The sequence below is a fragment of the Pantoea latae genome (assembly GCF_002077695.1).
Classification (GTDB): domain Bacteria; phylum Pseudomonadota; class Gammaproteobacteria; order Enterobacterales; family Enterobacteriaceae; genus Pantoea; species Pantoea latae.
On sequence record NZ_MWUE01000033.1, the window covers coordinates 333,663 to 356,248 of the forward strand.

Annotated in this window: 18 protein-coding genes and 1 pseudogene; 8 read left to right on the forward strand and 11 right to left on the reverse strand. The window is 57.5% G+C overall.

Going from position 1 to position 22,586, the window contains the following annotated elements; all coding sequences use genetic code 11:
* Positions 1–14 precede the first annotated feature (14 nt).
* The 4 genes from B2J69_RS21465 to B2J69_RS21480 form a co-directional block, all read right to left on the reverse strand.
* On the reverse strand, positions 15–353 hold the full coding sequence (locus tag B2J69_RS21465; RefSeq protein ID WP_081142170.1) for a helix-turn-helix domain-containing protein: 339 nt from the start codon (positions 351–353) through the stop codon (positions 15–17).
* Complete coding sequence (locus tag B2J69_RS21470; RefSeq protein WP_081142172.1) at positions 350–712, reverse strand: type II toxin-antitoxin system RelE/ParE family toxin; 363 nt, start codon at positions 710–712, stop codon at positions 350–352. The genes B2J69_RS21465 and B2J69_RS21470 overlap by 4 nt, the downstream gene beginning before the upstream one ends.
* Before the next feature lie 145 nt (positions 713–857).
* Positions 858–1,943, reverse strand: a complete 1,086-nt coding sequence (locus tag B2J69_RS21475) for an LLM class flavin-dependent oxidoreductase (protein ID WP_081142174.1) — start codon at positions 1,941–1,943, stop codon at positions 858–860.
* Positions 1,943–3,085, reverse strand: coding sequence for an acyl-CoA dehydrogenase family protein (locus tag B2J69_RS21480; RefSeq protein WP_081142176.1), 1,143 nt, complete (start codon positions 3,083–3,085; stop codon positions 1,943–1,945). The genes B2J69_RS21475 and B2J69_RS21480 overlap by 1 nt, the downstream gene beginning before the upstream one ends.
* Before the next feature lie 208 nt (positions 3,086–3,293).
* On the opposite strand from B2J69_RS21480, the gene B2J69_RS21485 reads away from it, so the two are divergent.
* The gene (locus B2J69_RS21485) at positions 3,294–4,346 is read left to right on the forward strand and encodes an ABC transporter substrate-binding protein (RefSeq protein ID WP_407944764.1); all 1,053 of its coding nucleotides are present in this window, start codon (positions 3,294–3,296) and stop codon (positions 4,344–4,346) included.
* Positions 4,347–4,376: 30 nt separating this feature from the next.
* On the opposite strand, the gene B2J69_RS21490 is transcribed toward B2J69_RS21485, so the two are convergent.
* From B2J69_RS21490 to B2J69_RS21500, 3 genes are read right to left on the reverse strand one after another with little or no spacing between them, the layout of a single operon-like run.
* The gene (locus B2J69_RS21490; protein WP_081142181.1) at positions 4,377–5,426 is read right to left on the reverse strand and encodes a PLP-dependent cysteine synthase family protein; all 1,050 of its coding nucleotides are present in this window, start codon (positions 5,424–5,426) and stop codon (positions 4,377–4,379) included.
* A 23-nt stretch (positions 5,427–5,449) separates the two neighbouring features.
* A complete protein-coding gene (locus tag B2J69_RS21495) occupies positions 5,450–6,454 on the reverse strand; it encodes an ABC transporter permease (RefSeq protein WP_081142183.1) in 1,005 nt (334 codons plus the stop codon).
* A gap of 10 nt (positions 6,455–6,464) precedes the next feature.
* A complete protein-coding gene (locus B2J69_RS21500) occupies positions 6,465–7,514 on the reverse strand; it encodes an ABC transporter substrate-binding protein (RefSeq protein WP_081142185.1) in 1,050 nt (349 codons plus the stop codon).
* Positions 7,515–7,706: 192 nt separating this feature from the next.
* On the opposite strand from B2J69_RS21500, the gene B2J69_RS21505 reads away from it, so the two are divergent.
* Positions 7,707–8,483, forward strand: coding sequence for an ABC transporter ATP-binding protein (locus tag B2J69_RS21505; RefSeq protein WP_081142187.1), 777 nt, complete (start codon positions 7,707–7,709; stop codon positions 8,481–8,483).
* Positions 8,484–8,490: 7 nt separating this feature from the next.
* On the opposite strand, the gene B2J69_RS21510 is transcribed toward B2J69_RS21505, so the two are convergent.
* The 4 genes from B2J69_RS21510 to B2J69_RS21525 form a co-directional block, all read right to left on the reverse strand.
* Entirely contained in the window at positions 8,491–9,798 is a 1,308-nt protein-coding gene (locus tag B2J69_RS21510) for a type II toxin-antitoxin system HipA family toxin (protein ID WP_081142189.1), read from the reverse strand.
* Positions 9,798–10,034, reverse strand: a complete 237-nt coding sequence (hipB, locus tag B2J69_RS21515) for a type II toxin-antitoxin system antitoxin HipB (protein WP_081142191.1) — start codon at positions 10,032–10,034, stop codon at positions 9,798–9,800. Before hipB ends, B2J69_RS21510 begins: the two co-directional genes overlap by 1 nt.
* A gap of 108 nt (positions 10,035–10,142) precedes the next feature.
* Complete coding sequence (locus tag B2J69_RS21520) at positions 10,143–11,471, reverse strand: glycoside hydrolase family 10 protein (RefSeq protein ID WP_081142263.1); 1,329 nt, start codon at positions 11,469–11,471, stop codon at positions 10,143–10,145.
* Between the two features lie 170 nt (positions 11,472–11,641).
* Positions 11,642–12,397 carry an SDR family NAD(P)-dependent oxidoreductase gene (locus B2J69_RS21525; RefSeq protein ID WP_081142194.1) on the reverse strand — a complete coding sequence of 252 codons (756 nt, stop codon included), beginning with the start codon at positions 12,395–12,397 and terminating at the stop codon, positions 11,642–11,644.
* Between the two features lie 317 nt (positions 12,398–12,714).
* On the opposite strand from B2J69_RS21525, the gene B2J69_RS21530 reads away from it, so the two are divergent.
* The 6 genes and pseudogenes from B2J69_RS21530 (at position 12,715) to fdhA (ending at position 22,185) form a co-directional block, all read left to right on the forward strand.
* Positions 12,715–15,192, forward strand: a complete 2,478-nt coding sequence (locus tag B2J69_RS21530; protein WP_236722765.1) for a membrane-bound PQQ-dependent dehydrogenase, glucose/quinate/shikimate family — start codon at positions 12,715–12,717, stop codon at positions 15,190–15,192.
* A 423-nt stretch (positions 15,193–15,615) separates the two neighbouring features.
* Positions 15,616–16,578, forward strand: a complete 963-nt coding sequence (locus B2J69_RS21535; RefSeq protein ID WP_236722766.1) for a GlxA family transcriptional regulator — start codon at positions 15,616–15,618, stop codon at positions 16,576–16,578.
* A gap of 578 nt (positions 16,579–17,156) precedes the next feature.
* Positions 17,157–18,536 (forward strand): annotated as a pseudogene (locus B2J69_RS21540) (MFS transporter).
* A 53-nt stretch (positions 18,537–18,589) separates the two neighbouring features.
* A complete protein-coding gene (locus tag B2J69_RS21545; RefSeq protein ID WP_201789486.1) occupies positions 18,590–19,795 on the forward strand; it encodes an aromatic ring-hydroxylating oxygenase subunit alpha in 1,206 nt (401 codons plus the stop codon).
* 27 nt (positions 19,796–19,822) lie between these two features.
* Positions 19,823–20,932 (forward strand): FAD-binding oxidoreductase, encoded by a 1,110-nt coding sequence (locus B2J69_RS21550; protein WP_094078541.1) that lies wholly within the window; start codon positions 19,823–19,825, stop codon positions 20,930–20,932.
* A gap of 65 nt (positions 20,933–20,997) precedes the next feature.
* Positions 20,998–22,185, forward strand: coding sequence for a formaldehyde dehydrogenase, glutathione-independent (gene fdhA, locus B2J69_RS21555; protein ID WP_081142206.1), 1,188 nt, complete (start codon positions 20,998–21,000; stop codon positions 22,183–22,185).
* Positions 22,186–22,586: the final 401 nt, after the last annotated feature.

Below are 22,586 nucleotides of genomic sequence, written 5' to 3' on the forward strand. Positions count from 1 at the left end.
CTGCGTCGCCTTTTTTATTCCACGACCAGATGCACTTTTTTTCCGATGCTGGTGGCCATACCAATTAGCGCATCCAGCGTGAATTTCTCTGTTTTCAGGTTCACCACGTCAGAGACACGTGGGCGGCTGATATGCATGATGGCGGCCGCGTCGACCTGACGGATGGCCTGCGCCTGCATCCATTGCGCGATTTCGGTCATCATCTGCTTTTTCATATTGATGAGCAGCGCAATTTCGCGGTCGGATTCAGCCTGAAGCCGTGCTGCTTCGCCATCGGAAAACCCTAACTCGCTGAAAAGATTATCGTCCGGCTGCGTAATATTCTGTACAAGATCACGGGGTTGCTGTTTCATTTTTCACTCCTGCGATGACGCGTGACATCGCGATAGCGGGCCTGAATAATCTCAACATCATGGCGACGGGTTTTTTGCGTTTTCTTCTGAAAACTATGCAGTATGTAGATCCCTTCCGGAAAGCACACCACACAAACCACGCGAAAAATGCTCTCTTCTTCCTGAATGCGAATTTCAATAACGCCTGCGCCCCATTTACTGACCCATTTGAAATCTGCAGGCATTAAGCCGAACTGTACTTTCCTCAACTCCTTTCCCGCGCGCGCTCGAGGCAAGGAAGGAAAGGCGATGAGATCGGTTTTGGCGGAGCCGCACCAAAATAGCGGTTTGGGTTGAGGCAGTTCTGTATCCGACGGCATGATGTAATCTCCTGCTATTTTTGTATAAAATTTTATACATAGCAAGTGGCACGGCCATCAAGAGATGAAATTCCTCGCGTCGAGGCGGTTCGCAAAAAGCAGTGAAAGAAAATAAAGAAGGCCGCGGAAAGCGGCCCGTGAAGGATCAGGCCGCCGAGATCTGTTCCGCCTCATACGCCGCCACGCGCGCGCGGATCGCCGGCAGCAGCAGGCGTCCATACTCTGCCGCGTCGCGCAGCTGATCGAAGCCGCGGAACAGGAAGGTGGTGATGCCGAGCTTATAATATTCCAGCGCCGCGTCGGCCACGGTCTGCGGCGAGCCGACCAGCGAAGTGGAGTTGCCCGCCGCGCCGGAAAGCGCAGCGATGCCGGTCCACAGGCAGCGGTCATAGACCTTGCGCGCCGTCGCCAGCTGATACAGGCGCTGCGAGCCGGCGTTGCTGTCAGGCTGAATCGCCTTGCCGCCAATATTCGCCTGCGCCTGCGCCAGCAGATGGTCGGCGCGCTGCCAGGCCTCTTCATCGGTCGCGCCCAGTATCGGACGCAGCGACAGGCTAAAGCGGATCTGATCCTCGCGGCCGACCTTTTTCGCTGCGGCGCGCACCTCGGCGATACGGGCTTTAACCTGATCCAGCGGCTCGCCCCACATCATATAAACGTCGGCGTGCTGCGCGGCAACCTCTACCGCCGCCGCCGACGCGCCGGAAAAATAGATCGGCACGCGCGGCTTGTGCCAGGGCTTCACCTCGGTGAGATTATCCTCGACCTGATAAAACGCCCCTTTGTGGCTAAACGGCTGCTGCGACGCCCAGACCTGCTTCATAATCGCCAGATATTCGCCGCTGCGCGCATAGCGCCTCTCTTTATCAAGAAAGTCGCCGTCGCGCTGCAGATCGCCGCTGTCGCCGCCGGTGATGACGTTGATGGCGGCGCGTCCCTGGCTGAGCTGATCCAGCGTCGCAAACTGGCGCGCCGCGAAGGTCGGCGCCTGAAAGCCGGGACGATGCGCCACCAGCAGGCCGAGTTTATCGGTCAGCGCGGCCACGTAGCTGGCGATAATCATCGAATCAGGCGCGCGGCTGTTCACCGCCAGCAACACTTTGTCAAAGCCCGCATACTCCTGCGTCTGGGCAAAGGCTTTGATAAAGGGCAGGTCGACCGTCTGACCATTGCCGGGATCGGACTCGCTCGCTTCGTGCGCGCCCACCAGGCCAATAAATTCCAGCGTCATCATTTACTCCTGTCGGATAAAAGGGCCGCTTTACCGGCGGCGGTGAACACCGCATCGTCCTGCGGCGTATGAATGCGGCCGCACAGCACGTTGCGCAAGTGTCGCTCAAAGGCGTTGGCGCGCGTCAGCGCAGGATTGCCGATAGACTCCACCATCAGCTGGACGCTGCGAATGGCGTTGTCGATAACCACCTGTTTGACTTTGGCTGCGTCGCCGGCGGCGACCTGTCCAGCCTGCGCGCTGTCGAGCAGCGTGCGGCTGGTAAACAGCAGGGTGTCGATGCGTCCGGTCAGCTCCTGAAAACGCGCCAGACTCGCCAGCGGCTGGCCCAGGCTGGCGGGCGCCCGCTGTTGCAGGAAGTGGATAAAATCGCCTCGCGCCGCCTGCGCGACCGCGTCATAGAGGCTGCCCAGCAGCACTGCCATCCACAGCGTTTCTTCGTCGTTGAGGCCAGCACGCGGCGCGCTCCAGCGGCTAACGTTAACCGCGTTCTCCAGCGGCACCCAGACCTCCTCCAGCACCACGCGATGACTGCAGGTGGCGCGCATCCCCAGATGATCCCACTCCTCTTCGATATGAATGCCGGACGCGGCGGCTGGAACCAGCCAGGCGCCGACCAGCGGATCCTCATCGTCGCTGCGCGCCCATACCAGAAACCAGCTCAGGCCAACGCTGCCGGTGGAGTAGATTTTTTCGCCGCTGATGCGCCAGCCGTCCGCCTGGCGTCGCGCCGTGGTGGCGGGCAGACCGCCGCGCGCGGGGGTGCCCAGCGCCGGCTCGACGCGCAGCGCGTTAATCAGCGCCCCGTCCTGCACGATGCTGCGCGCCACCTCGCGCCGCAGGCTGTCGGGCCAAAAGGAATCCTCGCCGAGCCGACGCGCGTTAAGGAACTGCATAATCAGGATCAGCGCGGTAGAGGGTTCGCCCTGCGCCACCGCCGAGATGACCGCACGACAGGTCGCCAGATCCGCGCCACCGCCGCCCGCCGAGGCGGGTAACGCCAGGCTAAGCAGATGGTGCTGACGCAGCAGGGCGAAGTTCGCCGCGGGAAACGCGCCGCGTCTGTCGACCTCCGCCGCACTGCTCGCCAGCGTCTGGCTAATCACCGGCAGCAGCTCGTCGAGATATTCGCTCAGCGCCATGTTATTGCCTCGGTTATTCAGGAAGATTCGATTGTTTAATTTTCATGCGTCGATGTAAAAGCATTAAAGCGGATAACCACATGCGGAATCGGCATAATTTGCAGGCTGGTGAGCCCGTTAATTTCCTCTTACTCTGCCGACGTCAGGCTATTTCATTGATATTTCATTTCCGGTAAAGCTTATTTTATTAAGGGGAATAACCGTGCCAGTGAATACCGCGTTATCTCGTCGGCAATTTTTGAATTATTCCGCCGCGGCGCTCGCCGCCAGCGCCTTTTCGCCGTCGCTGTGGGCGGATGACGCCATGGCCGGCATGCACATGTCGCCCGATCTGCTGCAGGGCGGCGCGGGCAAGTGGGCGCTGGCGAAGCCGACCCCGGTGCGCCTGGCGGTCAACCTCAACGCCATCTGCCTGGCGCCGGTGGTGGTGGCAGATCAGCATCAGTTCTTTAAGGCGCATAACCTGGAGGTGGAGTTCGTTAACTTTGGCAACTCCACCGAGCTGCTGCTGGAGTCGATTGCCACCGGCAAGGCGGAAGCGGCGGTCGGCATGGCGCTGCGCTGGCTGAAAGCGCTAGAGCAGGGGTTTGACGTCAAGCTGACGGCGGGCACCCACGGCGGCTGTATGCGCCTGCTGACGCGCGACGACGGGCCAACCTCACTGGAGGCGCTGAAAGGCAAAACCATCGGCGTGACCGATATGGCGGGCGCGGACAAAAACTTCTTCTCGCTGCTGCTCAAGCGGCACGGCGTCGATCCCAACCGCGATGTGGACTGGCGCGTCTTCCCGCAGGATTTGCTGCCGATGGTGCTGCAGAAAGGGGAGATTCAGGCGGCCAGCGGCTCCGACCCGGTGATGTGGCGCCTGACCCAGCAGCCGGGCTATCGTGAGGTCGCCACCAACCTTAGCGACACCTACGCGAATCTCAGCTGCTGCGTCATCGGCACGCGCGGCAGCCTGATCCGCGATCGGCCTGAGGTGGCCGCGGCGATTACCCATGCGATTTTGCAGGCGCACGCCTACGCCGCGCAGCACCCTGAGGTGATTGCCCAGGCCTTTAACAGTAAGGCGTTGAATACTAACCCTGCGGAGATCGCCAGCGTGCTGAAAACCCATACCCACGGCCACTACTCGGTGGGCAACGCCTTTGTGAAAGAGATCGATATCTACGCGCGCGACCTGAAGGCGATTGACGTGCTGCGCCCGGAGACCGATCCGCTGCTGTTTGCGAAGGGCATTACCTCTGACGTGCTGGCGTAAAAAAAACGGCAGCCTGGCGCTGCCGTTTCCCTATAGCAATTGCTGCGAGGTCTGCACCGCCGTTGCCGCTTTCAGGCTTTCGGCGGGCTGATCGTGACTGAACAACCGCGTGCTGAGATAGTTGACGCCGCCGTCGGCCAGCAGCAGCACGATGCGTTTGCCCTGATTCTCCGGCCGCGCCGCCAGCTGCTGCGCGGCGAACAGCACAGCGCCTGACGAGTCCCCAACCAGTATGCCTTCCGCCAGCGCGAACTGGCGCGCGGCCTGATACGCCTGCCAGGTCTCGACCGCGATCGCTTCGTCATAGACCGCGCGATCCAGATTGGGCGGAATGCGCTCCGGCGGCTGGCCGCTGAAGGCGTGTACGCCGGTGATCTCCAGCGGCTCGGGATGCTGCGGGCCAGGCTGCGAACCGATGCCCGGCTCAACGGCGATGACCTGTATCGCGGGATCCTGCGCTTTCAGATAGCGTCCGATGCCGGAGAGCGTGCCGCCGGTGCCCACCGAGGCGACGAAAATATCGAGTTTGCCCTGCGTATCGCGCCAGATCTCCGGGCCGGTGGTCAGCTCGTGCACGCGCGGGTTGGCCGGGTTCTGCAGCTGCTGCAAAAAATGCACGCCCGGCTCGGCTTCGGTTACCCGCGCCACCAGCCAGCGCGTGGCGGCGACAAAATCGCCGTCGCTCGCTTCATAGTAGTCGGCAAAGCCCGGCACGGTGCTGAAGGGCACCACCTCCGCGCCGAAGGCCTGAATGATCTTGCTGCGCTCGATGCTGACGAAATCGTTGATGTAAACGCGGAAACGATAGCCTTTGGCCGCCGCCATCGAGGCGACGCCGATGCCGGTATTGCCGCTGGTGGTTTCGGCGATGATGTCGCCCGGCTTGATCAGGCCGTCGCGCTCCGCCTGTTCGATCATCGCCAGCGCGACGCGATCTTTGACGCTGTGGTTCGGGTTAAAGAGTTCCAGCTTGCCGAGCAGTTCGACGCGCACGCCGTGCTGCTCGCTGAAGCGCGACAGGCGCAGCAGCGGCGTCTGTCCGATCAGTTCGGTTACCGAGTTATAGATAGATGCAGCCACAGGCGGCTCCTCTTAATAAAGCGTTACCATTTCACCGCGTTGCGCTGCCAGGCAAGCGTGCGGTCGCGAACGATAAACAGCAGGGTGATTAACGATGAGAACAGCACGGCCATCACGATCAGCGCGGCGTACATATTGGCGTAGGCGGCCCAGCCCTGCGCCCACTGCAGATACCAGCCCAGCCCCGATTTGACGCCCATCATCTCCGCCGCTACCAGCACCGAAAAAGAGGCGCCCAGCCCCATAAACAGCCCGACGAACAGGTGCGGCAGCGAGGCGGGCACGGCGACGCGCAGCACCAGAAACAGCGACTTCGCGCCCAGGGTGCGCGCCACGTCGTAGTAGCGGCTGTCAACGCTGGCGACGCCTGACCAGGTGAGTACCGTCACCGGGAACCAGGTCGCCAGCGCAATCAGGAACACGGCGGCGGCAAAGCTGGAGGGGAAAAAGTAGAGCGACAGGGGCAGCAGCGCCGTCGACGGCACCGGCCCGAGGAAACGCAGGATCGGATGCACCCAGTAGCCCAGCCCGCGCGACCAGCCGATGGCGACGCCGGTCACAAAGCCGACCACGCTGCCGTAAAGAAAGCCGAACGCCAGCAGGCGCAGCGAGTTGAGCACGCTGTCGAGCAGGCGCGGCCAGTCGGTGGCGTACGCCTCGATCAGCGCGCGCGGCGGAGCGAAGAAGGGCGCGGGTAGCAGCGCCAGCTTGGCGGTCACCGTTTCCCAGACGCCGATCAGCAGCGCCAGCGCCATCAGCCAGCGCCCGCTGCGCTTCAGCGGCTGCCAGAGCGATCGCGCCGGCGTGGCGCTGGCGGCGAGCACCAGTAGGGTCAGCAGCGCCGCCAGCGCGATAAACAACTGGTGGGTCTCATTGACGAAGCGCGGCGCGGCGAAGCCCTGCGGCTTGTCCGGCACGGCAACCATCAGCGCCACCAGCGCCCACCACAGCAGCAGTGCGCCCCACAGCGCCGGTTCAAGGCGACGCGGCGCGGCGCGGCGGCGCAACGTCAGAATTTCACTGGCCATGCCTCTCTCCTTAACTCATTTTCATGTGATGATGCTGGCCGCTCTCCGGCAGCAGATCGGGCACGTAGTGATCGGCAAACTGCTGCGCGTCGGTGTCCGGGCGGATCACGTTGATTTTTTTCAGCTCGTTAACATAGACCGCCACTTCGCCGCGCAGCTGCGCGCCGGTGGAGTGGTGGCTGTGGGTATGCTCTTTCAGCATCGCGGCGATAGATTCAACCGGCACCGAGCCGGGCACGAACGGCTGGAAAATCTTCGCCGTCTCATCGGGATGATCGGCGGTCCACTGCTGCGCATCGACGATCGCCTGGCTGATCGCCTGCGCGGTTTTAGGATCGTCGCGCACCAGCGAGCCGCGCAGCCCCAGCACGCAGCAGGTGAGGTGGGCATATTCGCCGTTAAGGTTGTTATCCACCTCCACCAGCCCATGCTGCTGCTTCAGCAGCCAGCCCTGGGGATCGTCGGTCGCCAGCGCCTGCACTTCGCCTTTGCGCAGCGCCTCGCCAAAGAGATCGGCGGGATACTGCAGCCAGTTAACCGCCTTATCGGGATCGATGCCCTGTTTCGCCAGCTGTATGGCGAAGAAGTTGCGGATCGGGCTCGCCTGGTCGGTGACCGCCACCGATTTGCCCACCAGATCTTTTACGCTGCGAATACCGCTGTTCTCCGGCGTCAGCAGACGCATGCAGCCGCCGTGGGTGCCCACGGTGAGGTCAACGTCGAAACCCTGCTCCAGCGGTTTCAGCCAGCGCAGCGCCATGCCGATACCGCCGTCCGCCTGGCCGGTGGCGATCGCCTGCAGCAGCGCGTCAGTCGGGCCGCTGAAGTTCACCGGCTCAACGTTAAGGCCATACTTTTTAAAAAATCCCTGCTTCAGCGCCACCGAAATCGGCGACTGGCAGACGGCGGTTTGTCCCCAGGCGAGTTTGATGGTTTTCAGCGGCGGATCCTCCGCCAGTACGGATCCGGTGAACACCGGGCTTAAGCCGATTCCCGCACCCAGCGTGGCGAGGCCGCGCAGCACGGTACGTCGGCTCAGCGAGAGTGAATGTAATGCCATAGCGCCTGTCCCTTTTAGTGAATTACCCGGAAACTAACGCATGCCTCAGACGCCGCCAAATAACAATCCCGCATGACCTCATGCGATATTTCATTATGAATACCCGGCAAACCTATTACCGCTATCCGCATATTTCATTCAGGCCAGGCGTGATATTGATAACGCGACTGAGTGCACTTCGGAGACTATTTCATGACGACGCAACAGGCGGGCGTAAATATCGAGATTGACAAGGTCAGCCACCATTTTTCGCTGGAAGGCAGCGATCTGCCGGTGCTGGAAAATATCAGTTTGCAGGTGCGGCCTGGGGAGTTCGTGGCGCTGCTGGGCCCCTCTGGCTGCGGCAAGTCGACGCTGCTGCGTCTGCTGGCCGGCCTGGAACAGCCCGCCAGCGGCGTGCTGGCGGAAGAGGGACGCGCTATCATCGCGCCGCATCCGTCGCGCGTGGTGGTGTTTCAGGATCCCACGCTCTATCCGTGGCGCACCGTCTACGACAACGTCGGGCTGGGGCTGCAGATCCGTGGCGAGAGCAAGCAGGCGGCGCAAACCCGCATCGACGCCATGCTGCAGCGCGTCGGGCTGAAAGAGTTCGCCCGCGCCTGGCCGCATCAGCTCTCCGGCGGCATGGCGCAGCGCGCCGCACTGGCGCGGGCGCTGGTCAACCATCCGCGCCTGCTGATCCTCGACGAGCCGCTCGGCAAGCTCGATTCGCTGACGCGCCTGCGTATGCAGCAGGAGATTGTCGATCTCTGGCAGGAGCAGCGCTTCACCACGCTGATGGTGACGCACGATGTCGAAGAGGCGCTGGTGATGGCGAACCGCGTGGTGGTGTTTAGCGCGCGTCCGGCGCGCGTGCTGGATATTATCGAGGTTGAGCAGGCCTATCCGCGCCGCCGTGACGATCCTCAGCTGGTGGCGCTGCGCAGCCGCGTGCTGGCGCTGCTGGGCGCGGAGCAGGCCGCCGCCTGAGGCGCGCCTACCGCTCCAGCCGCGCCGCCATTTTCAGCGCGTTAGCGAAGATCGCCTCGGCGATGGCGGGCGGAATACCAACAGGCAGACGCGCCCGAACGCGCGCCACGGCCGCCGGGAGCGCCTCGGCGAAAAAGGCGAGGATCTGCGTCATGCGCGCGGTGGAGAAGCGCACGCTCTCCGCCGTGGCAAGAAAATGGCGCGGAAAAATTTTATCGATCTCGGTTTTTTTGCCGCGCGACGCCGAGAGACCCATCGCCAGCTTTAGCTCGCGGATATTAAGGCCGCTGCCGCCCAGCACCGGAAAGGCGGAAAGAATGTCGTAGAAGGGCGTCAGCCGATAGCTGCCGCCGCGCTCGATAAACAGGGAGAAGTTCTTCGCATGGCCGTCCGTCGCGCCGATCAGCCACTGATACACCTGGAATTTCATAAATTCGTCGCGATCCTCCAGCGCGTTGCTGGAGCCCATCAGCAGCGACATAATCGCCGCAATGCCCGGCCCGCCGTCGGACTCATATTTCGTCGCGGAGGCGAGGCCAAGGCTCTGGCAGATATCCTCCTGCGGCAGGCGCAGCAGCTGAGTCCGGTCGGCGCGCCAGCGGCGGTCGAAGCGCTCAACCGCCAGCGCGCGCAGCGTGCCTGCGTTAATGATGCGGGCGTCGGGCACGTTGAAGCCCAGCTCGCGCGCCAGCGCCAGGCAGATATATTCGTTCTCCACGCTGTCACGCATATCGAGGGTGGCGAACGGCTGTTTAATCTCGCCGATGGGCAGCTTGATGATATGCGAGGTGGGCGTCGGCCCGTGCGGCACGGCCCAGCCCTGCGCGGTCTCCAGCAGTGCGGTTTTCTCCTGTGCGCCCGCCACGGAGATGCGGAAATCGCGCTCTTCCGGGATCATGCCCAGCGGAATATCGCTCCTGTAGGCGGAAAGGATTCTCTCCAGCCGCGCCTCGTCGAGTAATTCATAGCGCACCACGAGATCGGGCGCCGCGGCCTCGGCGGGCAGCAGCATCAGCGCGCCGACGCTGTCGCGGCCCACTTCCCGCAGCAGATCGAACGGCTGCATCGACTTTGCCCGATAGCGAGTGAGAATGCGCTCTCTGACGCGCGGATTATCCGGCAGCAGGTTGTCAAAAAAGTTAATCACGCTGGCGGAGGCGAGAGCGGGGAGCTGCAACGGCAGTGAAAGCGACAGCGGCCTCGCCAGCGGATTGCTCAGCCAGCCGGCGTCATACTGAAAGAGGTGCGCGCCATTTTTCTGGCGCGTCAGGGTGCCGACGCGCTCGCCGTTCATCCAGGCGCTAAGCTGATCCATTACCAGTCCAGCTCCCTGTGGTGCTGCGCGGATTTGCCCTGGATCACCAGCTCCTGCTCCAGCGACTGCAAAATTTTAAACAGCGTGGTCAGCGTGGTTTTTTCAGGGTTGTTTTCAAAATTGGACACCGTGGCCTGCTTGATGCCGACCCGGTTCGCCAGATCGCTCTGCGTCCAGCCGCGCTTCTGGCGTTCCAGCCTGACAAGGGCGGCCAGCTGTTTGGGACTGTAGATCATCGCGGCTCCTGACGTGGCGGCGGAGAAGCCAGTATCCCCGCCTGAGGATAAAAACCAAAATATACCCACCAGAGGATAAAGTAAAGCCTATCCGCTGGTGAGGATAAATCAGCTGCCCCAGCGCCGCTGCAGATAGCGCACCGCTGGCTGGGTCTGCGGCTGGTTGAGGTAATTTTCCCGGAACAAGATGGTGCCGTCGATGCCCGGCGTGGCTTCGTTCAGGTCGATCTGCTTCTGCAACTCCGGCACGCCGTCCTCTACCGTCCAGTCCGGCTCGGTGCGCGACGGCTCGCCGACCTTATAGAGCGCGACGCCGATATAGAGGCGCGCATGGGTCGGCTTCACCACCTGCGCCCACCAGTGCGCCAGCACGTCGTAACGCGCCGCCTGGCGGGCGAACGGCCAGTAAAGCTGCGGCGCGATATAGTCGAGCAGCCCCTGCTGCACCCAGCGGCGCGTATCGGCGAAGGCTTCGTCATAGGCCGCCGCGCCGCGCGTGTCAGAACCCGCCGCATCGTGCGACAGATTGCGCCAGACGCCCGCCGGGCTGACGCCGAACGCCACCTGCGGGTTGATCTGCTTAATGGTGCGCGACACCTGCTCAATTAGCAGCTGGGTATTGTGCCGCCGCCAGTCCGCCTTCGAGGCGAAGCCCTGGCCCCAGGTGCGGTAAGTCTGGCTGTCGTTCAGCGGCGAGTCGGCGGTTTCCGCATAGAAATAGTCGTCGAACTGCACGCCGTCGACGGGATAGCGCCTCACTACTTCCGCCACGATGCTGGTGATCCAGTCGCGCGCGTCCGGGATGCCGGGATCCAGCACCAGACGGTCGCCAGCGGTGCGGATCCAGTCGCGGTGCAGCACATAGACGCTGGCGGGATGCAGCGACAGGGTGCGGTTCAGCTCGGTGAGAGTTGACGGGCGCGTATTGACGGCGACGCGGTAGGGATTAAACCAGGCGTGCACTTTCATGCCGCGTTTGTGCGCCTCCTCCAGCATAAACGCCAGCGGATCGTAGCCGGGATCGTCGCCGATCTTGCCGGTGAGCATATCGGACCAGGGCAGAATGTTCGAGCGCCAGAGCGCGGTGCCGTCCGGCTTCACCTGAAAGAAAACGGTGTTGATGCCGAGGCTTTTCAGCCTGTCGAGTTTGGCGGTCAGCGCCTGCTGCTGCATCTGAATGCGTTGCGTCGCGCTGCTGACGTTAACCGAATTGACCGGCGGCCAGTCAAGGCGCGACACGGTCGCCAGCCAGACGCCGCGCATCGGCTGCTGCGCGGCGGGCGGCGTGGTGGTCTGCGGCTGCGGCTGCGGCTTTGCGCTGGGAAAAGGCGTGACCAGCGATTTCGGCGGCTCAGAGGCGCAGCCAGCCAGCAGCAGCGCGGCGGCGTGCAGCCATTTGCCGCGCGCCACGCGGGTGAAGAGGGTGGAAGGACGAATGGTAAACTCCCTTTTAGATCGCAAGCTATCCGGAGGGCATCATTCTCGGGTTATCACGGCGTAAGTCAACCGATTAACATCCTGCCTTAAGCGGCGAACCTGCCGCTCTGTTTCTTTCACATAACGAGAGCTGTTAAAGGATCAGATACTGCTCGCACTGACGGCAGCTATCAGGATGGCACAGGCAGCATAGCGGTCCGGCCACCATCAATAATGATGATTTGTCCGGTAATAAAACTCGACTCGTCGCTGGCCAGAAATTTAACCAGCCTGGCAATATCTTCTGCTTTTCCGGTGCGGCGTACCGGATGAAGTTTACGCAACGATTCCTGAAAATCTCTGCCGGAATCTAAAACGGTGGTTAAATTCTCATTGAGATCGGTATCGATCCAGCCTGGGGCAATGGCATTGCAACGTATTCCCTCTGGTCCCAGATCCACAGCGAGAGAACGGGTCATACCCTGCAGCGCGGCTTTAGAAGTGCAATACGCCGTATGATCTGGATTAGCGCTGATTCCTTCAACCGAGCCGATGTTAATAATAGAGCCGCCGCCTTTTTTTCTTAGCAGCGGCAATAAGTTTTTGATGAGAAATAGTGGGAATGTCGTATTAATCGTCAGGATTTTTTGCCACTCATCCAGCGCCAGGTCATCTAATTTTGTTTCTGACATTACGCCTGCATTGTTGACGATAATATCCAGCGCGCCATATTGTTTTTCTACGAGCTGGGTTATGTTTTGAATAGCGTCAAGGTTTGAAATGTCTGCATAAGCCCATGAGACGTTTGGTAAATTGCTCAATTCTTTATCCAGTTCAGATCGTTGTAAAACCAGCACTTCCGCCCCGGCGTTAGCCAGGCTCAGCGTAATCCCCTTACCAATACCCCTGCCGCCACCGGTGACCACCGCTATTTTACCTTCAAGCATAATGCGTACTCCCTTTATTTAGTTCTCTTTAAAAGAGCGTAGCAGGATTTAAAGAATAAACAGTAAAGGAATGCGCATTATGCGAGACTGCAATCATAACTATGATTAATTATGAGAAGGCTAATGAATAGTGAGTGGATAATAAACAAGTAATAAGTTTATGCAATTTTATAACAGGATTTTTATTTTCAACATTGTTGTGTATTTTATTTATAAAAAAGCTTCTATACAAAATTAGCGCCCAATGTAAAGATATCTAAGGGCATGTAAATTAATTGCACAGAAAGTTGGTTTATATAACCCCATAATTTAAATGTTTGTTATTTATTCAATTGGCAATAAAGGACAGAAGTATGCCTTCGCATTCACAACATCGGAAAACAACAACGATATTAAGGTTAATTGTTTCGCTGTTAGTTATTATTTCAGGGCTAGCCCTCACCGCAGGCGGTGGATACCTGGCCGCGCTTGGCGGCTCCTGGTACTACGTACTGGCGGGTCTGCTCATGATGGTGTCTGGAGTAGAACTGTTCAGAGGAAATTATCGGGGAACCCGCATTTTCTATCTCATCCTGGCGGGTACCTTCCTGTGGACAGCCTGGGAGTCCGGACTCGACTACTGGCGATGGGTGCCCAGGCTGGATGTCGTACTGGCCCTGGCGATACTGGTCGTGCTTATTTCTCCTTCGCTACGAGGCGGGATATCGCGTCCAGCCAGTTATAAACTGGCAGGCAGTTTCGGCGCGGCCTTTTTAATCGCTGTCGGTCTGGCTTTTTTGCCCGGCATTAACTTTCACCACTACGCAGCGGTTCCGGCACCCGCTGCAGCGACGCCCTATGGCACATCCTTTGCTGGCCTGCAAAAGTCAGACGCGCCTGACGACAAAGACTGGCCGGCCTATGGTCGTGATGCCGCTGCAACACGGTTCTCTCCTCTTAAGCAGATCAACGCGCAAAACGTTAGTGAACTCAAAGTGGCGTGGCAGATGCGTACCGGTGATTTGCTTTCTCACGGCTGGGGCGGCGAGAACACGCCGCTAAAAATTGGCAGTACGCTCTATGCCTGTTCGGTGCATAACCGCATTATTGCCATTGACGCCGGGAACGGAAGCGTTAAGTGGACCTACGATCCGGTGGTTTCAGAGGGTGCGATTCCTTCGCATGCCGCCTGCCGCGGCGTCTCATATTTTGAAGTACCCGCCGATAAACGCGACATCAACGCTTCATCACCACAGGCCTGTATCCGCCGCATTGTCTATACCACTATTGATGCGCGCATGATCGAACTGGATGCGGATACGGGTAAACCCTGTTCTCAGTTCGGTAATAACGGCCAGATCTATTTTAACGACCATCTTGGCAATTTACCGGAAGGCTATGTCGCCAGCCATGCCGCCCCCGTTATCGTTAACGATGTGGTAATAACCGGAACAGACGTCATCGACGGACAGAGCGAAGATGAGCCGTCAGGGGTGATCCGCGGCTACAACGTCTATACCGGCGAAGCGATCTGGGCATGGGACGCGACGCATCCTGACCATACGGCTCCGCTGACAGGCGACGAAGTTTATCCGCGCAGCTCCCCTAACGTCTGGGCAACGGCCGTGGGCGACAACAAACTGGGTCTGGTCTATCTGCCAACCGGCAACGGCGCGCCTGATTATATGAGCGCCCAACGTAACCCGGGCAAAAGAGCCTACTCCAGCAGCGTCGTTGCGCTGAATGCGGCAACCGGCAATGTCGTCTGGCATTTCCAGACGGTTCACAATGACGTCTGGGATTACGATCTCGGCTCGCAACCCACGCTGGTGGATTATCCGACCAGCAAGGGCAAGGTTCCGGCGCTAATCATTCCGACTAAACAGGGCGATATTTACGTTCTCAACCGGGCAACAGGAGAGCCAATCGCAGGCGGCGCGGAAGAGCGCCCAGTGCCAGGCGGCGGTGTTGAACCCAATGACCGTGCGAAAACCCAGCCATTCTCCCTGTTTGCCAACGTTCGCTCTCACGCGCTCACGGCCAGAGATACCTGGGGTATTACGCCGTTTGATCAGCTTTACTGCCGTGTGCAGTTCCAGAAAGCGCAGTATGACGGCATTTATACCGCGCCAACGGCGGATAAGCCCTATATCCAGTATCCCAGCTATAACGGCGGTGTGGACTGGGGCAGTATCTCTGTTGATCCGCAGCGCGGCGTGCTGATCGCCAACTACAGCAACATTGCCATGTACAACCAGCTGGTGCCGAAGCATGTCGTTGAGAAAGAGGGCTGGAAAACCCGCGCGGAAGCTGGAGAGGGCGCTCAGACCAGCGAGGATATGAACTCGCCACAGCAGGGCGCGGATTACGGCGTCGCGGTTAACGCAGGCTGGCGTGTGCCCTTTACTCGTCTGCTCTGCACTGAACCTCCCTATGGCGGCATCCGCGCCATCGATATGAAATCGGGTAAAACGCTCTGGGAGAGTCCGCTTGGCACCGCGCGAGAAAATGGACCTTTTGATATCAAAACCGGCTTGCCCATTAACATCGGCACGCCAAACAACGGTGGCTCTGTGATCACCGCCGGCGGCCTGGTGTTTATCGCGGCGGCCACGGACAACCTGTTCCGCGCCATTGATATCACCAGCGGCAAAGTTGTCTGGAGCGTGCCGCTGCCGGCCGGCGGTCAGACCATTCCAGTGGTGTATGAAGAGAACGGCAAAGAGTATGTGCTGATTCACGCCACGGGCCACAACCTGATGGATACGCCGATGGGCGATTACGTGATCGCCTATGCGTTGCCTGATGTGAAGTAAGTTGGTTTAAGCGACAGCAAGAGAAACAGCCGTCACCCGATGTGATGGCTGTTTTTAGTTAAGCGGCAATTTAAAAAGCGGGATTTATCTGGTTCATCCGTATGAGTAATGAAATATCCTGCAACAGATTCGCGAAAAAAGGCAGCGATGGCATTAACCAGCATGAAAAAGAGCGTTGTGATCGGCCTCAAATTAACAGCGAAATAAACATAGCCACTAAAAAAGGTGGAGAAGGAAGAAGCGCTTCAGACGTTTAATCAATATTTAACGCGGCATATTGTTATTCAACCGCAACTCGTACTATAACCACACTAATATCTCTAATAAAACACAAGGCAATGCATGAGCACCAGTGCTTACAGCTTAGACGACAAGGGAAACAAAGTGAACGTAAAGCCAGATTTCAGAATTGGTTTTATTTTGATGAACAAGTTCACCCTACATCCCGTTGCTGAGCTTATCGATCCGATACGCTTCGCCGCTGATACTGAATATGAAAGTCGGCAAATTTTTTGCCAGTGGGAGTGGATGACGTGGAACAACCAGCCGGTCATCTCCAGCTGTGGGCTCTCGATCACGCCCACTTCCCTGTTAAATCTGGAGGCGCAGTGGGATTACATCGTCATCGCCGGCGGGTTGCTCGAGGCCACGCTCAATCCGACCGAGGAGATGCTCAATGCCATACGCCAGCTGCACGCGCGGCAAATTCCCATTATCACGCTCGACAGCAGCTCCTTTGTCGTGGCGAGAGCGGGTCTGCTGGATGGAAAGCGCTGCGCCATTCACTTTACCACCCGCGATGAATTTCGCGCCAGATTTCCGCGCGTTACGCCGGTTCTCGACCAGACCTATATCAGCGACGGCGGGATAATCTCCTGCCCTGGCGGCACCTCAATTGAGTTATCGATCGATATCATACGGCGACACTGCGGTGAAAAAAGCGCAGTGAAGGCGATGAAGTACATGATGACAGAGAGCGGTGAAGAGAAGCGCTCTCCTCAGGGAAGCGATCGGCTGGACAAGGCGATCAACCGCTATGAAGAGGAGGCGGTACAGCGCACCATCGACTATATGAAAGCACATCTCTCTTCCCGTGCCTCGCTGCGGGATATTACTCATCTGATGAAAGTGCCGCTGCGCCAGCTTAATCAGGCCTTTCTGCGCAGCACAGGCGATACCGCTGCTGTGCACTGGCGTAAAATCAGGCTTTCACACGCGCGTACGCTAATGACCAATACCTCTGCCAGCATCGATGAAATCGCGATGCTGTGCGGATTCTCAAACGCTTCGCATCTGATCAGCTGGTTTCGCAAGCACTACGGCGAGACGCCGGCCAGCTACAGAAAGCGCCGCCGTGAAGTCGAGCGGTTAAGCAAAAAAGGGTAGCTATTACCCTCAATCACCTTCCCGGCCTGCCTGAAGCAGGCCGTTTTCATTAAAGCGATACATTGCCCACAGCCATCATCAGGTAATACCAACCTTCTGTTATTAAAAGATAAGATAAAAGTATTACGGTATATGCAATGTATACACGGGTAAAACTTTGCTGTATTTCACAAATCTATCACAATGTATCAGGTTATGAGAAATGGCCTAACTACCTATTAACTAAAAGAAAAAATTCATACCCCTGCGATAACCTGTGATTTTTGTAGATTTTCATGTTATTGGGCGGTTAACGCAATGTTGTCAGCTAAAAAGATTGGTGCAATTATTCCTTCACAAGAGCACGGATAAGTTTGTGATAATAATTAAACGCACAGGTGTTATCTCTCGCCGTGTTATTTTTCTCGATTTGTAAACCCGGCCTGACTTATGTCGGGCGCATCATTCGAAGCCTATTAAATGCCGTGGTAATAACCATTGCAACATTAACCTTTGCTGACGCTATGGCAGAAGGGCTCTTGTCGCAATGTTTATTTGCACAGGCTTCGGACTTCACATGAGACTGGAGTAATAACATTATGTCTAAAGTTTCCATTGAAGACGTTCCGTTAAATCGATTTCATCAAATACTCACCGTGCGTTCTGCGGGAGGATCATTCGTTGATGGCTATGTTTTAAGTATTATCGGCATCGCGATGTCAACGCTGGCGCCCGCGCTGGGGCTCGATTCATTCTGGCAGGGAATGATTGCCGCTTCTGCGCTTATCGGTATTTTTTTCGGCGGCTTTCTTGGCGGACTGTTAACTGACCGCTTAGGGCGCCGGATATTATATTTTTTTGGCCCAACGTTATTTATTGTTTTCTCGCTTTTGCAGTACTGGGTGCAAAGTGGAGAAGCGCTTTTTTTCTATCGCTTTATGATTGGCGTCGCGGTGGGGATTGAATATCCCGTGGCCACCTCTTTTCTGGTGGAATTTCTGCCGAAAAAATATCGCGGACCGCGTCTGGCCGGCGTCACCATTATGTGGTTCAGCGGGGCGGCGCTGGCCTATATCGCAGGCAAAATCATCCTGCGCTTCGGCGGCGCGGATGCCTGGCGTTTAGTGATGGCCAGCGCGAGTCTTATCGGTCTGGCGCTGTTCATCGTCCGTCTTGGCACGCCTGAATCGCCGCGCTGGCTGTTGAGTAAAGGCAGGACGGCCGAAGCGGAACAGGTGATCAAAAATGTCTATGGCCCAGGGTTCGGCCTGAAAAACCTGCCCGCCGAGGTCAACAACGGCAAGCTCTCTTTCACCAGCCTGCTGCACTCCGGCTACGGCAAGCGTATGGCCTTTATCACCCTGTTCTGGACCTGCTGCATCGTGCCGCTGTTTGCCGTTTATGCGTTCGTGCCGCGCGTGCTGGAGGCGCTGCATGTACAGGGCGAATGGGCCTCCTTCGGTTCGATCGCCATTACGCTACTGTTTGTCATCGGCTGCGTGGTGGGCACGCGCCTGATCAATTCCCTGGGTCGCCGTAGCCTGCTTATTCATAGTTTTTTATGGTCAAGCCTGGCGCTGCTGATGCTGGGATGGCAGCACAACGCCTGATCGCTGGTGATCCTCGTTTTCTTTGGCGCCTATGCCTTGTTTATCGGGGGTGCTCAGGTGCTGACGCTGGTCTATCCCAACGAGATCTTTCCAACGGAAATTCGCGCCGGCGCGGTGGGTTTCGGCACATCGGTGTCTCGTATCGGCGCGGCGGTGGGCACCTGGCTGGTGCCGGTAGCACTACAGAATCTCGGTATTGACGTCACTATGTATATTGCGGCGGCCATTACGCTAGTCGGTCTGATCGTTTCCTGGCTGATGGCGCCGGAAACCAACCAGATGGATCTTAATGATGCTGCCTCTCTGGATAATCTCCCCCCTGCTTTCGAAAGTGACAATGTCCAGACGGTGATGGATGAAAGAACCTGAACCCTGACTATTTCCACAGTAAATAATTAAGTCCCTGCAACAGGAGTAATATTGTGAGCACAACTAACACCCGTGATTACGTTGAATCGCGTCAGCCGCGGCATGCCCTTACGCGAGAGCTTTACTGCGATGAGCAGGTATATAAAGATGACCTCAAACATATCTGGTACCGCGAATGGATATTTGCCGGCCACACCTTTGAAATTGAGAAGCCGGGAAGCTATTTTACCCTGCAAATTGGCGATTATCCCATTGTGGTGGTGCGCGGCAATGATAACAACGTTCGCGCTTTTCATAACGCCTGTCGCCATCGCGGCTCAAAGGTCTGTCAGCATGAAAAAGGCAAGTCGGCAAAGCTGGTTTGCCCTTATCATCGCTGGACCTTTGGTCTCGATGGTAAATTACTCTATGCCGGAAACATGGGGCCGGAGTTTGAAACTGAAAAACACGGTTTAATTAGCGCGCACTGCCAGATTGTTGAAACCTATATATATGTCTGTGTGGCTGAAACTGCCCCTGACTTTTCAGCGTTTAGCGCCGCTGTAACGCCCTTTATTCAGCCTCACTACCTGCATAACTGCAAAGTGGCGTTTGAATCCCATCTGGTTGAAAAAGGCAACTGGAAACTGGTATTTGAAAACAACCGTGAATGTTTTCACTGTGATGGCGCTCATCCTGAGCTGATGAACTCCTTTGTTGAGAACCTCTCTGTTGCGGGCGTCGGCGGTGATGAAAATCCTGAGGTCACCGCGTTCTGGGACCGCTGCGAGCAGGCTGGACTGCCGAGCCGGCTGGTCATGGATGAAGGCGGGCAGTATCGCATGACGCGTATTCCTCTCGCGGAGAAAGCCATCAGTTATACCATGGATGGACAGCCAGCGGTTAATCGCCGACTGGATGAGAGCGGCCTTCATGATATCGGCGCCTTACTCTACTTTAATTATCCATCCACCTGGAATCATTTTCTCGGCGACCATGCACTGAGTTTCCGTATATTACCGCTTGGCCCCAATGAAACTCTGGTGACCACTAAATGGCTGGTCCACAAAGATGCTCAGGAAAATATCGATTACGATCTGGATAAATTAACCAAAGTCTGGTTAGCCACAAATAGCCAGGATCGCGATCTGGTTGAAGGCACTCAGGCGGGCGTCCTGTCACCTGCGTATACACCCGGTCCTTTTTCAAGCGTCGCTGAAAACGGCGTGTGCCAGTTTGACGACTGGTACTGCGAAGTCATGAAGCGCAGGATTATTTAAGTTTCAGTGAAACATACAGGTGTGGATATGCAAAACGTAATGGGTTCGGAATATTTTAATCCTGTTAATACGCAAACCTGGGCGAATGGCCGCCATCAGGTTCGCTGCCTTAAAGTGATTCAGGAAACGCACGATGTCAAAACGTTCTGCTTCGGTATGCAGCAGCCAGTGCTTTTCTTCTTTAAGCCGGGACAGTTTGTCACGCTGGAGCTCGCTATCGATAACGAGCAGGTGATGCGCTCTTACACGATATCCAGCGCGCCCTCTATTCCCTACAGTTTTTCCATTACGGTAAAGCGCGTGCCGGGCGGCAAGGTTTCAAACTGGCTGCACGATAACCTGAATGCGGGCGACTCGCTGACGGTGCACGGTCCCGTCGGTCAGTTCAACTGCTCTGACTTTCCGGCAGAGAAAGTGCTGCTGCTCTCTGGCGGCGTTGGCATTACGCCGGTGATGTCGATGGCGCGCTGGTTTTTCAATACCAACTCCGACGTGGACATGGCGTTCGTGCACAGCGCGCGCTCGCCGGAGGACATCATCTATCGCGCCGAACTCGATTACATGTCTACGCGCATCGACAACTTCAGGCTGCACGTTATCTGCGAGCGCATACCTGTCGGTCAGGCCTGGAGCGGCTACCGCGGCTACCTGAACCGCGAGCTGCTTCAGCTGATCGCCCCGGACTTTATCGAGCGTGAAATATTCTGCTGTGGGCCCGCCGTCTATATGCGTGCGGTGCGCGAGTTTCTGCAGAACGCAGATTTCGACATGTCGCGCTATCACGAAGAATCGTTCGGCGGCGACATCGTTAATAAAGAGGCAGTGGCGGAAAGCCTGGCGGCGGAAACGGCCGCCGCGCCGCCGGAGAGCAGTGAGCTGTTGGCTGTCCATTTCCGCACCTCCAACAAGACAATTATGGTTGCGCCGGGCACCACGCTCAATGAGGCAGCCGCCAGTGCCAGTCTGAAAATCCCTAAAGCCTGCGGGATGGGGATCTGCGGCACCTGCAAGGTGCGGGTGCTGGATGGGCAAACTGAAATGAATCACAACGGCGGCATTGATGAAGAAGAGATAGCGGAAGGCTATGTGCTCAGCTGCTGCGCACAAATCCAGAGTAACCTGGATGTGGAATATTGATCGCCTGTTTTCAGGCACCGGTCATCAACGACAGCCTTACCCGAGTAGGGCATTAAGGAGATAAGATGGGAACGCAATCAAATCGCGGCGTGGTTTATCAGGGCCCTGGCAAAGTAGTCGTGCAGGATATTGCCGATCCGCACTTTACCAGCCCAGCCGGTAAGAAAATTGAACACGCCGTAATTCTGAAGGTGATATCAACTAATATCTGCGGCTCCGATCAGCATATGGTGCGCGGCCGAACCACCGCGCCCGCTGGCATGGTGCTGGGCCATGAAATCACCGGTGAGGTGATTGAAAAGGGCGGTGATGTCGAGATGCTGGAAATTGGCGATATCGTGTCGGTGCCGTTCAACGTGGCCTGCGGACGCTGTCGCTGCTGCCGTGAACTCGACACGGGCGTTTGCCTCACCGTCAATCCCTCGCGCGCCGGGGGCGCCTATGGCTATGTCGATATGGGTGGCTGGGTGGGCGGTCAGGCCCGCTACGTGATGATCCCCTACGCCGATTTCAACCTGCTAAAATTCCCGGACCGCGAGCAGGCGCTGGAAAAAATCAAAGACCTCACCATGCTGTCCGATATTCTGCCGACCGGTTTTCACGGCGCGATCACGGCAGGGGTGGGCGTCGGCTCCACGACCTATGTTGCGGGCGCCGGCCCGGTGGGCCTGGCGGCGGCGGCTTCCGCGCAAATTCTGGGCGCGGCGGTGGTGATGGTCGGCGATTTTAATCAGGAGCGCCTGGCGCATGCGGCGAAAATGGGCTTTGTGCCTGTGGATCTCAACAAACACGACCGACTCGGCGAGATGGTTGAACAGATTGTGGGGGTGCCGGAGGTCGATTCAGCCATTGATGCGGTAGGATTTGAAGCGCGCGGCCACTCAGGCAAAGAGCAGCCCGCGATTGTGCTTAACCAGATGATGGATATCACCCGCGTGGCGGGAAAAATTGGCATTCCGGGCCTCTACGTCACCGAAGACCCAGGCGCCCATGAAAAATCGGCGCAGCAGGGAGCACTGAGCCTTAAGTTTGGCCTGGGATGGTCGAAGGCGCAGTCTTTCCATACCGGACAGACGCCGGTGTTGCGCTATAACCGTCAGTTGATGAACGCCATCCTCTTCGACCGCTTGCCCATAGCCAGGATCGTTAACGCGCAGGTGATCCCGCTGGAAGAGGCCGCTCAGGGTTACGCGCAGTTCGATGCCGGCGTTGCGGCGAAGTACATTCTGGATCCTCACGGCATGCTCAGGTAAGAAAAAAATGTTCATCGATGCAAGCCGGTGAACATTTTACTTGTTTTATCGAGAACGAAGAGCAGCCAGGTAAAGCTAAATCTGCTTCAAAGCCTCAGGCGCAGCCGTAAAACCAGGCTAATCTGGCGCAGGGCGCAGAGTATTTTACCTGGCGCCGCCTTAATCAATAACCATTGTGGCACTGCATTGTTTTTTTACGCTCAACTCTCCCCAGTCATATCCTTTCCCTCAGGCTTTAAAAATCAACCTTTCCTGATTTAAGCTGCGCGCATAATAACCTATCGGCGTACCTTGCATGGTTTGTGTTAAAAATGACACAGTGCTTAAATGATATTTCAAATTGATTTGAAATATATTTATATATCAATACTAACACTCAAAAAAAGTAAAAATGTTATTTA